The sequence below is a fragment of the Type-D symbiont of Plautia stali genome, from assembly GCF_001485335.1.
Taxonomy (GTDB): domain Bacteria; phylum Pseudomonadota; class Gammaproteobacteria; order Enterobacterales; family Enterobacteriaceae; genus Pantoea; species Pantoea vagans_C.
This window is the reverse complement of the sequence record NZ_BBOC01000042.1, coordinates 36015-46854: the sequence shown is the minus strand read 5'-3', so window position 1 is coordinate 46854 and position 10840 is coordinate 36015. Positions and strand designations below refer to the sequence as shown.

Below are 10840 nucleotides of genomic sequence, written 5' to 3'. Positions count from 1 at the left end.
GTTTTTTAGCCGCCGCGAAATGCTGCCGCAACTGTTGTTGAAAATCCCCCTGCAACAGCGCCGCATCAGCAACGGATGCAGTGATGGTGGTATAACACCCCTGCGTTGCGAGGCTGCGCCAGGGCGAGGTAAAAAGGAACCCACGGCATAACGCGGAAAAATCCTTCAATAAGGCATTTTCAAACATGGATGATTCCACCATAATTTTCACCTATAAATGATAAGATTATTAAGAATGATTATCATTTTTATTATGGGCCTGTAACCTACGTCGATTGGGCAAAAGAGTCAATCCATTCGCGGGATTTCCAGCGTGTTTCGGCGTAATCGGACGCTAACGTTACCCAGGGCAATATGCTAAAAAGTGGACCAAAACTTATGAATAAATGCGGTTTATGGGGCCTCTCGGCCCTGATTTTTGTTTTCCAGGCGTTTAGCGGATTGGCACAGGCCGAGCAGGGCTGGCCGCGTACCCTTCAGGGAGCGAATGGTCCCGTGACCATCAGCAAAGCACCGCAGCGCATTGTGTCCACCAGCGTCACTTTGACGGGTTCATTGCTGGCGATTGATGCACCGGTTATTGCCTCCGGCGCGACCGCTCCCAACAGCCGTCTTGCTGACGATCAGGGTTTTTTCCGCCAGTGGGGCGATGTGGCGAAACAGCGCCATCTTAAACGTCTCTATATTGGTGAACCCAGCGCCGAAGCCGTGGCGGCTGAAGCGCCGGATCTGATTCTGGTCAGCGCGACCGGCAACGACTCGGCGATCAAACTTGCCAGCCAGCTCTCTGCTATCGCCCCCACTCTGGTAGTCAATTACGACGACAAAAGCTGGCAGGATGTGGTGACGCTGCTTGGCCAGGCGACCGGCCATGAAGCGCAAGCCGCACAGCGTGTTAAAGCGTTTGACGACCGTGAAGCGGCCTTAAAAAAAGCCATCACGTTGCCGCCACAACCGGTCTCTGCGATGGTGTGGAACGGCGATGGTCGTGCCGTCAACGTATGGACCGCAGAATCGGCACAGGGCAAGCTGTTAGAACAGCTGGGTTTCACCCTCGCCGAACCGCCTGCCTCCGTTCAACAGGGCCACAGCATGGGCCAGCGTAAAGACATCATTCAGTTGTCGGGCGAAAACGTGGGCAGCGGTCTGACGGGCAAGACGTTCCTGCTGTTCGCCGCTGACGAGAAAACCACGCAGTCAGTGCTGAGTAATCCGTTCCTGGCGCAAAATTCAGCGGTGACGCAGAAACAGGTCTTCCCGCTGGGTGTCGATTCGTTCCGTCTGGATTACTACAGCGCCAGCAATCTGCTGGCGCGTCTGGAAAAACTGTTCGTTAAATCATGATGAGGGTTGCGCCAGCTCCGGGGCTGGCGCGTGGTAACGACGCAACCGCCCCATCATCAACCACATCATGATGCCCAGCAGCGCTGCCGCAAAACCAAACACTGCGGCAGCCTGGGGCGGCAGTAACCATGATCCCATCGCACCAATCATTGCCGCGCCAATTGCATCTCCGGTGACGTTTTGTGCCGTCCACAGTCCGTTAATACGCCCCAATAAGTGATCTGGCGTCAGCACCTGGATCATCGCGTACTGCACCAAACTGTTAATGGCGCTGAAATATCCAAAGGCCACCAGACACAGCAGCGCCAGCAGTAAGTTGGGCATCAGGCTGAATAATCCCAGCGCGATAAACGCCGCCACTGCACTCCCCAGCACCAGCTGTCCCGGTCGGGCGGCATGCTTGAGTTTGCCACTGGTCAACGCGCCAATCGCGGCTCCGAGAGGCACAGCGGCATAGAGCATACCAAGTTGGTTGGCGCTTACTGACCAGTGAGGAGCCAATGCTGGATAGAGCACGCGTATTGCACTGGCGAGCGTGACCAGCGCACCAATCAATGCCACCATGCCGACTATCGGGCTGGCAAACAGGAACTGTATGCCTGCAGCGAGTGACCTCAACGGATGCTCACGTGGTTGCGGCGGCGGCGCTAACTGCGGCAGCTTTAACAGCGTTAACACGGTTAACAGCGTGCCGAACGCGGCTAAGCCGTAGTTCCACACCACGCCACCGTGCGCGATCACCAGTCCAGCAATCGCAGGCGAGAGAATCGAACCAAAGCGGACCGTCAACATGGTGATCGCCCCAGCCTGCATAATGTTTTCACGACCGACCAGCGCAGGTGTGGCTGCCAGCAGGGCGGTGACGCCAATGGCGCCGAAGAAGCCATCCCAGAATCCCAGCAGATAAACCGCCATCAACGACGGCTGCGGCAGCGCGGCATTTATCGCCAGGGCGATGAAACCTAAACCGCAGGTTGAACGGGCAATCAGTATCAGCTTTTTACGTTCGTAACGATCGGCGAGCACGCCACCGGTTAACAGACCGATAAACATCCCCGAGGCGGCCAGCGTCACCGCTAATCCTACCAACAGCGGTGATTGCGTCATGTGCTGAATTTGCACCGGCACTGCGACGGCCAGCATCCCCAATGCAACAATCGAGATAAATCGAGCGATAAACACCGCGCGAAATGCCGCATGGGTTTTCAGCAAGGAGAGATCAATAAAGTGGGAGGATTTGTTCATATGTTCGCCTTTTTGCACCAATTTTCCTCATCGTCCGCGAGGCGAGTCATGGTAACATAGGCGAACGCGAGTAATAACGATAACCATTATCAAATTGCGTTGCGTATGCGACGACGTTGAACAGTGAAGGTTTAGAACGATGCGCCAGTTCCATGCATTAGCAGGCTCAGGGATTCTGCTCATGCTCCTCATCGCGCTCAGCTTAATGCTGGGGGCCAAATCAATACCGCTTGCCGATGTCTATCATTCGCTGACCTCCAGCTGTAACAGCGCAGAGTGTGTGATTGTGCGCGACGCGCGCTTGCCGCGAACGCTGGCTGGGCTACTCGCAGGGGTGGCGCTTGGGTTGGCGGGGGCCTTGATGCAAAGCCTGACGCGTAATCCATTGGCCGATCCCGGCATTCTTGGGGTGAATGCCGGTGCCGGATTTGCCGTGGTGATTGGCATTGCGCTGTTTGGCGCCGATTCGCCGCTCGACTGGCTCGGTTTTGCTTTTGCCGGCGCGTTACTGGCCTCGCTGCTGGTGGCGATGACCGGTGCGATTGGCGGTGGCCGCGTCAACCCAGTGCGCCTGACGCTAGCGGGCGTGGCGCTGGGCGCGGTGCTGGATGGCCTGACATCGGGCCTGTCGCTCCTCAATCCTGATATTTATGACCATCTGCGTTTCTGGCACAGCGGCTCACTGGATATTCGCAACTTTGAGGTGCTGCGCACCTTGTTTCCGGCGGTGCTCATCGGAAGCGTGATAGCGTTTTGCCTGTCGCAGGCGCTGAACAGTTTGAGCATGGGCGGCGATATGGCAACGGCGCTCGGAACGCGCGTGGCACGTACGCAGCTGCTGGGGTTGCTGGCGATCGCCCTCCTGTGTGGAGCGGCAACGGCAGCGGTGGGCCCGATTGCTTTTATCGGTCTGATGACACCGCATTTTGCACGCTGGCTGGTGGGTAACGATCACCGCTGGATGCTGCCGGCCACCGCGATCATCACCCCGATTCTGCTGCTGGCGGCGGATATTCTGGGCCGCCTGCTGGTTGCAGGTGAACTGCGTGTCTCAATTGTCACCGCGATGCTGGGCGCTCCCGTGCTGATTGTGCTGGTACGTCGTCAACTCGGTCGAGGTGGCCTATGACGCGCCGTGTTCTGCTGCACACCACATGGCTGACCTTGACCTGCTTGCTGCTGGCTTATCTGGCAATGACGCGCGGCGCATTGCCGATTGGCGCAGAACAGTTCTGGCAGGTGCTGCTGGGGGAAGGGGCCAGTAACGTTAAGCTGATCGTGCTGGAGTGGCGACTGCCGCGCGTGCTGATGGCGCTGCTGATTGGCGCAGCCCTCGGGGTGAGCGGCGCCATTTTCCAGTCTTTACTGCGCAATCCCCTCGGCAGCCCGGATATTCTGGGCTTTAACACCGGTGCCTACAGCGGCGTATTGGTGGCATTGGTGCTGTTCAATCAGGGCATCGCGGCCATGACCGGCGCCGCGCTGGTGGGCGGGGTTGGAACTGCGGCGCTGGTGTACCTGTTTGCCTGGCGCAACGGTGTTGAAACCTTCCGCCTGATTATTGTTGGCATTAGCGTGCGCGCGTTACTGATGGCGCTCAATGCCTGGCTCATTATCAGTGCCTCACTGGAATCGGCGCTGAGTGCCGGTTTATGGAGCGCGGGTTCGCTGAACGGCATCACCTGGGCAAAAACCCCGCCGGTGATTGCGGTGCTGTTGTTGTCATTGTTGTTGATGGCGTTTCTGACGCGGCGGATGCGCCTGCTGGAGATGGGCGATGACACAGCCAGCGCCCTCGGCGTGCCCGTCGAGCGCAGCCGCATGTGGTTGATGCTGATTGGCGTGGTGTTGACGGCAGCGTCAACGGCGCTGGTGGGGCCGATCTCCTTTGTGGCGTTACTGGCCCCGCAGATTGCACGCCGACTGGGCGGCGGTGAGAAAGGTGCTTTGCTGCTGGCATCACTGTGTGGGGCATTGCTGCTGATTGCCGCAGATTTTGCCGCACAGCATCTGTTCCTGCCTTATCAATTACCGGTTGGCGTGATCACCGTCAGCCTGGGTGGACTCTATCTGATTGCGTTACTGGTGCGGGAGGCGCGACGCCAATGATCGATATTCCTTCACGTCTGTATGGCGAAGGCCTGACGCTCGGTTATGACAAAAAAGTGGTGGCGGAAAATTTGTCGGTGGCGATCCCGGAAGGGGAGCTGACGGTGATTATCGGCCCCAATGCCTGTGGTAAATCGACGTTATTACGTACGTTAAGCCGTCTCAATGCTCCGCTAAAAGGCGAAGTGTATTTAGACGGTGAGGCGATTGCGCGCTACCCCACCAAAGAGGTGGCTCGTCGGCTGGGGCTGCTGCCGCAGAGTTCCAATGCGCCTGCGGGCATCAGTGTGACGGAGTTGGTGGCGCGTGGACGCTATCCGCACCAACCGCTGTTTGGTCGCTGGCGGACTGAAGATGAAGAGGCGGTACAGCAGGCGATGCGCGCCACCGGCGTCGCCGATCTGGCGCTGCAGCCGGTGGATACCTTATCCGGTGGGCAGCGCCAGCGTGTGTGGATTGCCATGGTGCTGGCACAGCAGACGCCACTGCTGCTGCTCGATGAGCCGACCACCTGGCTGGATATCACCCATCAGATCGAGCTGCTGGAGTTGATGCAGGAGTTGAATCAGCAGCATGGTCGTACGCTGGTGGTGGTGTTACACGACCTGAACCACGCCTGTCGTTATGCCACGCATTTGATCGCCATGCGCCACGGCAAGATTATCGCCGAAGGTAAGCCAGCGGAGATTGTCACACCCGCATTGATTGAGCAGGTGTATGGTTTGCGCTGCGTGATTGTGGACGATCCGGTGGCGCATACGCCGATGATTGTGCCGCTGGGGCGGGGCAGGTAATCAGGGCGGCATCAATGCCGCCCCTACGATGTAGGGTGCGCATTGATGCGCACCTGGTGCCAATTACTCCAAAATCCGCTGTAACAATGGCCCGATCTGCTCAAACATCTGCGGCGAAATAATCTCCACATGCGCACAATCCATTGGCCATACGTCGAGTTCACCCACATACGGTGCCCAGGCGCGACGTGCATCCTGGCCTGGCTGCTGCGTTTTTTCAGCCAGGAACAGCGTGGCACGACCGTTGAAACGGGCACTGCGCGCAGTCGCCAGCAGGCGAACTGAACTGGCGTAGTTGGCTTCGATGGTATCGAACATCGCGCGCATCTCTTCCCCAGCCTGATGGCGCTGTGCCGCAATAAACTGCTCACGCTCGCGATTCACCTCGTCCAGCACGGCCGGATCAAGCACATTTTCGCCGCGTTTTTCATCCCAGTTCTGCGTTTCCGGCGGCCAGGTGTCGAGCAGGCCGAGGAAGGCCACCTCTTCACCCGCTGCTTCAAGACGTGCAGCGATGCCTTGTGCCAGGGTTCCGCCCAGAGAATAGCCCAGGAAATAGTAAGGTCCGTGCGGTTGCACCTCACGAAGCGTGCGCAGGTGGGCTTCACATACGTCGTCGAGATGCGCGCTCTGGTTCAACGGGCTTTCGGTATCCGGTGACTGAATCCCCACCAGCGACCAGCGCTGATCAAGATAGCGTTGCAGAATACTAAACTGCCAGGCAAAGCCGGATGCCGGATGGAAACAGAACAGCGTTGGTCCGTTGCTCTGACGCAGTGGCAGCACGGCTTCAAAACCCGCCTGCTGATGCGAATGCGCATCGCTGAGCAAACGCGCCAGTTTCTCTACGGTTGAGGCCACCATAATCTGCCCCACCGATACCGGCTGTTGCAGTTCACGGCGCAGCTGTGCGGCCAGGCGCATGGCCAGCAATGAGTGTCCGCCCAGGGCAAAGAAATCATCCTGCGCGCTGACGCTATCGCGTGCCAGCAGCTGGCAGAAGGCTTGCGCCAGCTGGGTTTCTAATCCGGCATGCGGTTCACGTCCCACGTTCTCTGCCGCATTTTGCGGTAGCGGCAGCGCTTTGCGATCCAGTTTTCCGTTGCTGCTGAGCGGGAAGGCATCCAGCTGCACAATCGCCACCGGCACCATATGGGCGGGCAGACGTTGCGCCAACGCTTCGCGCAGTGCTTCACCATCAACAGGCTGCGCCGCAATCACATACCCCACCAACTGACGCGCATCACCGCCTTGCGCCGCGCTGCCCCCCAACACCACGGCATGCGTCACCGCCTGCTCAATGCCGGGCTGAGCACTCAACACATGGTCGATTTCATTAAGTTCGATGCGCTGACCGCGAATCTTCAGCTGATCATCGCTGCGGCCGAGGTATTCCACTGCGCCGTTATCCAGCCAACGAGCGACATCGCCAGTGAGGTACATACGCTCACCTGTGGCAAAAGGGTCGGCGATAAAGCGGCTGGCTGTCAGATCTGGACGGCCGAGATAGCCATGCGCTAACTGCACGCCAGTGAGGTAAAGATCACCGGCGACACCCGGTGGCACTGGCTGCATGCGTGCGTCGAGAATACGCAATCCGGTATTCCACACCGGGAAACCAATTGGCACGCTGGCACCTTCTACTGCCGCCAGCGCCTCACCAAAGGCCGGATACCAGCTGACATCCACCGCTGCTTCGGTTGGGCCATACAGGTTGTGCAGCGGTACATGCGTCAGCTTTTCCCACTCGCGTGACAGATCGGTCGGCAGGGCTTCACCACTGCAGAAAACATTACGCAAGCTGGTGCAGCAGGCGATGGCGGCCGGTGTATCCAGGGCCGCGACAAAGGCCGCCAGCATCGAGGGTACGAAATGCGTGGTGGTGACTTTGTAGCGGGCAAACAGTTGCTGCAGCGCTTCAGGATCGCGGTGCGCCTCCGGCGGAGCCATCACCAACTGCGCGCCGACCAGCAGCGGCCAGAAGAACTCCCATACGGAGACATCAAAGCTACTCGGCGTTTTCTGTAGCACTACGTCGTCGGCTTGCAGCGGATAGCAATCCTGCATCCACAACAGGCGATTGACGATGGCCTCATGCCCCACCAGTACGCCTTTTGGACGGCCCGTTGAACCGGAGGTGTAGATGATGTAAGCCCCATCCTGCGGTGTCGGCGCACTGGCAGGTTGCGGAGCATCCGTGTGGGCGTAGAGCGCATCAAAATGCAGCTGGTTAACCGTGGCGATGGCCTGGAAACGTGCGCTGAGTTCCGCTGAGGTGATCAAGGTTTTCGGTGCGGCGTCTTCCAGCATCAGCTGTAAACGTTCGTCAGGATAGCCGGTATCAAGTGGCAGATAGGCCGCACCCAGCGAAACAATTGCCTGAAGCGCCAATGAAAGCTGCACCGAACGCGGCAGTGCCACCGCCACGATATCGCCGCGCTGTACACCGGCGGCACGCAGATCGTCTGCCAGCGCGAACAGTTGCTGCTGCATTTCGCGGTAGCTAAGTTGATGCACGGCATCCGCCAACGCCGGTGCATCCGGCGTGCGCTCAACCTGTTGTGCCAGCAACGAAGCCAGGGTTTCTGCGGGGACAGGATGTGCCGTCTGGTTGATGCCAGCAATTTGCGCATGTTCTTCGACGGTCAGCAGATCAAGTTCACCCAACGGGCGCTGCGGTTGCTCGGCAAGCTGCTTCAGCAGCAGGTCAAAGCGGCTGGTATGACGGTGCAGCGTGGATTCGCTGTAACGTTGCGCATTGGCCAGCAGCTCCAGCGTCAGTTCACCCTGTTCACTGATATAGATAGCGATCTCCAGATCGCGTACCGGGCCAGAGGCCAACTGATGCGTTATCCCCTCAACGCCGGCAAAATCGAGTTGGTAATCAAACATCTTGAGGTTGATCACTGGGCCGTACAGCGGATCGCCATCGCCCAATCGGCCGAGGTCACGCTGTACCTGTTCGGCATCATAGCGCTGGTGGCGGCGCATTTTCTTCACTTCACCCGCCAGCTGCGCTGCCAGCGCAGAGATCGGTTGAGTGGGATCGTAGTGCACCGCCATCGGCAGCACATTGATCACCGGGCCCGTAGCGCACAGTGCGGCAGAACCAATGCGTCGCATAAAGATGAAGCCGGCGGCGAAGTCGTTCTGACCACTGAGTCGCGCGAGCCACAGCGCAACCAGGGCAAAGGCTAAATCAGCGGCGCTGGATTGCGGATGCTGGTTGATCAAGGTCTGAAACGTGGCGCGATCGAGCGTGACGCTATGACGCAGGATATCGGTGGTGGCGCTTTGCCCGGCCAGTGGTAACGGCGACAGGGAAGCGGGTGAGGGCAGTGCGGCCCCTTTTTCCCGCCAGAAATCGCGGTCACGCGTGAAGGATGAGGATTCCTGATAGCGCTGATACTCTTCCACCACTTCGCTAAACGGAATAAACGGGGTGGGTTCGGCATCCTGTTGCTGAACGGCGGCGCTGTAGAGGTTGGCAATGCGGCGCGTGATGGCGGTAAAGCTGAAACCATCCACCACCAAATGATGGTAGCGCTGATACCAGAACCAGTGCTGATCGCCAATGCGATAAAGGCAGTGATGCCAGAGTTTAGCCCCGCTCAACACGCGTAAATCACCGTTCATATCTTCACGCATTAATGCGCGGGCTTTGGCGGCAGCATCGGCTTCATCGCGCAAATCCACAATCTGCGGTGCGCTGAACGTTTGCGGCTGTGCCCATTGCAGTGCTTCCCCCTCGACTTCACCAAACGCCATGTTGAGCGTATCGGCTTCCTGCATGCCTGCCACGATGGCTTGTGCTAACAAGGCGCTGTTAATCGCACCCTGTAATTCAACAAAGTGCGCCACGGCATAGGCGTTGTGGTGTTGGGTCAGCTGATCGGCAATCCAGATGCCGGGCTGTGCCGCCACCAGAGGCAGAGTGTGTTGGTCAGTCATGGTTTTGTTCATCAGAGATTCAGACATCGTTGCTCCGGTTTGCGTCCTGAGTGAGGAAATTTAAGTCGGATTGCGCCACAGAGCTTGCAGACCGTCGAGCAGCCCACCGCGCCAACATAGCGCGTCGTGACCACCCTCAACCGGTTGGTAATTCACCTGGTAACCGGCAGCAGTAAGTTGTTGTTCTAATTGTTGATTGGCTTGCAGAATCAGGCCTTCTCGTTTGCCGGCTTCCAGCCAGAAACGCAGCGGGTATTGAGGCGCTAAGCCGCCATCTAATGCCTGTAACAGCCAGCCGTGCGGATTGCCACGTTCCGGCCACCAGAACGACCCGGAGAGGCTCAGCGCGTTGCCGAAAGTCTCCGGGAAATGCAGGGCGGCGAAAACCGATGCCAGCCCACCGAAGCTTTGTCCGGCCACCAGCGTGCTGTCTGCCTGCTGGCGATACGGCGCCCATGCCGCGACCTGTGGCAGTAACTCCTGCTGCATGGCCTGCCAGAATTGCGGGTTGCAGGGCAATTCCCGGCTGCGGTGTTCGCGGTCAATGATGTCGATAAACAGATAGACCGCGGCGGGCAATTTGCCGCTGTCTGTGAGCTGCTGCAGCGGGCCAGCAATCGGCATTTGGTTGGCCCAGAATTGCCCATCCAGCAGGATCGCCAGCGGGCGTTGTGCGGGCTCTGACGCGCCGGTTGTGTAAATCCAGACCTTACGGCTGTTGCCTAACAGTGCGCTATCCCACTGATATTGCTGCAGAGATATCTCAGGCGCGCTGCCATCGTCCACCGATTGCCAGATTTGCTGATTGGGTGCCTGCGGCAAGTGCAGCGGAGAAACGCCCATTCCGCGTCCACCCGCCCAGCCACGCAGTTTATTCAGCGGATCGGCCTTCGCCGTGGGGAATTTTTCCCGCCACCAGTTGCGCAGGTTGTACATGTCGGCTTCGCCGGAGAAATCCGTGGCATGCTCATCGGGCATCAGGCAGTAGCTGCCGCGCCAGTTAGCTGGAAGCGTGGTTTGCCAGTACCACACATCACTGCCTGTCACGCGTACCAGTGATTGCGGTGGTCGCTTTTGGTGATGATCGGTCACGCCGGTGATGTTGATCCACACGCGTTGTGTGTTCGATGCTTTTTCACTGCCTTGCGGATCGCGCCAGAAGAAGGTCACCAGACAGGTGCCATCCGGTTGTGGCTCGATACGTGGAATACCTTGAGATTGTTGCTCCTGCCACCAGGCTTCGCTACCGGTTACATCATTTCGCCAGGTCATAGGGGCTGCCAGTTACTGTGTAGGGGAAGATTTACATAAGATTAATAATTAATACTATTGATAACTATTTGCATTTGCAATAGGGTGTTTCCGCTCAAAAAGAGCACGCGCGTTCCGCCTGGCTC

Annotated in this window: 7 protein-coding genes and 1 pseudogene; 4 read left to right on the top strand and 4 right to left on the bottom strand. The window is 58.4% G+C overall.

The features are described 5' to 3' along the window. Positions 1–202, bottom strand: a pseudogene (locus PSSD_RS14545) (isochorismate synthase); the annotation flags it as partial. A gap of 176 nt (positions 203–378) precedes the next feature. Between PSSD_RS14545 and fepB the strand changes: the two are divergent. After that, on the top strand, positions 379–1344 hold the full coding sequence (gene fepB / locus PSSD_RS14540) for a Fe2+-enterobactin ABC transporter substrate-binding protein (RefSeq protein WP_039327531.1): 966 nt from the start codon (positions 379–381) through the stop codon (positions 1342–1344). On the opposite strand, the gene entS is transcribed toward fepB, so the two are convergent. Beyond that, positions 1339–2589 carry an enterobactin transporter EntS gene (gene entS, locus PSSD_RS14535; RefSeq protein ID WP_058972708.1) on the bottom strand — a complete coding sequence of 417 codons (1251 nt, stop codon included), beginning with the start codon at positions 2587–2589 and terminating at the stop codon, positions 1339–1341. The two genes, fepB and entS, sit on opposite strands and share 6 nt — an antisense overlap. A gap of 139 nt (positions 2590–2728) precedes the next feature. On the opposite strand from entS, the gene fepD reads away from it, so the two are divergent. From fepD to PSSD_RS14520, 3 genes are read left to right on the top strand one after another with little or no spacing between them, the layout of a single operon-like run. Beyond that, positions 2729–3718 (top strand): Fe(3+)-siderophore ABC transporter permease, encoded by a 990-nt coding sequence (fepD, locus tag PSSD_RS14530; RefSeq protein ID WP_058972707.1) that lies wholly within the window; start codon positions 2729–2731, stop codon positions 3716–3718. Next, positions 3715–4698 carry an iron-enterobactin ABC transporter permease gene (gene fepG / locus PSSD_RS14525; protein WP_058972706.1) on the top strand — a complete coding sequence of 328 codons (984 nt, stop codon included), beginning with the start codon at positions 3715–3717 and terminating at the stop codon, positions 4696–4698. Before fepD ends, fepG begins: the two co-directional genes overlap by 4 nt. Beyond that, positions 4695–5492, top strand: coding sequence for an ATP-binding cassette domain-containing protein (locus PSSD_RS14520; protein WP_058972705.1), 798 nt, complete (start codon positions 4695–4697; stop codon positions 5490–5492). Before fepG ends, PSSD_RS14520 begins: the two co-directional genes overlap by 4 nt. 63 nt (positions 5493–5555) lie before the next feature. Here the strand turns inward: PSSD_RS14520 and PSSD_RS14515 are convergent, their stop codons facing one another. Then, positions 5556–9470 (bottom strand): enterobactin synthase subunit F, encoded by a 3915-nt coding sequence (locus tag PSSD_RS14515; RefSeq protein ID WP_058972704.1) that lies wholly within the window; start codon positions 9468–9470, stop codon positions 5556–5558. Positions 9471–9503: 33 nt separating this feature from the next. Then, entirely contained in the window at positions 9504–10715 is a 1212-nt protein-coding gene (gene fes / locus PSSD_RS14510; RefSeq protein ID WP_058972703.1) for an enterochelin esterase, read from the bottom strand. Positions 10716–10840: the final 125 nt, after the last annotated feature.

Coding starts and splice junctions, on each gene's coding strand:
- fepB (WP_039327531.1), top strand. CDS start 379: ATGAATAAATGCGGTTTATGGGGCCTCTCGGCCCTGATTTTTGTTTTC.
- entS (WP_058972708.1), bottom strand. CDS start 2,589: ATGAACAAATCCTCCCACTTTATTGATCTCTCCTTGCTGAAAACCCAT.
- fepD (WP_058972707.1), top strand. CDS start 2,729: ATGCGCCAGTTCCATGCATTAGCAGGCTCAGGGATTCTGCTCATGCTC.
- fepG (WP_058972706.1), top strand. CDS start 3,715: ATGACGCGCCGTGTTCTGCTGCACACCACATGGCTGACCTTGACCTGC.
- PSSD_RS14520 (WP_058972705.1), top strand. CDS start 4,695: ATGATCGATATTCCTTCACGTCTGTATGGCGAAGGCCTGACGCTCGGT.
- PSSD_RS14515 (WP_058972704.1), bottom strand. CDS start 9,470: ATGTCTGAATCTCTGATGAACAAAACCATGACTGACCAACACACTCTG.
- fes (WP_058972703.1), bottom strand. CDS start 10,715: ATGACCTGGCGAAATGATGTAACCGGTAGCGAAGCCTGGTGGCAGGAG.